The following is a 267-nucleotide window of genomic DNA, read 5'->3' as shown; positions in this document are numbered from 1 at the left end:
AATTACAAGTCTTCCCTCTACCATCAAAGTCCTCTTGTCTTCTGCCGTATGCAATGTACACATTAATGAGAGTACACTCCCTCTCTCTCACTGAGCAGGTAATTTTCCTGAGTTTTTTTTGAAGACCTTCAAACATTCTATCGAGGCTTTGGTCACTATTTGCCTTAGTAAAGTGGCCATAGACTTCAGAGATAGTGCTATTTATTGATAGCTCAAACCTATGTACTTCTTGTTTCATTTGAAATAACTCAAGTATTATTGGGATTT

General features: G+C 37.1%; 1 pseudogene. It reads right to left on the bottom strand.

The annotated features are described in order from the left end of the window. Window positions 1-238 (bottom strand): annotated as a pseudogene (locus AB4496_RS13630) (hypothetical protein); the annotation flags it as partial. Window positions 239-267: the final 29 nt, after the last annotated feature.

It is taken from the genome of Vibrio sp. 10N.222.46.A1 (genome assembly GCF_041473595.1).
Lineage (GTDB): Bacteria > Pseudomonadota > Gammaproteobacteria > Enterobacterales > Vibrionaceae > Vibrio > Vibrio tasmaniensis_A.
This window is presented reverse-complemented; position numbering and strand designations above follow the sequence as displayed.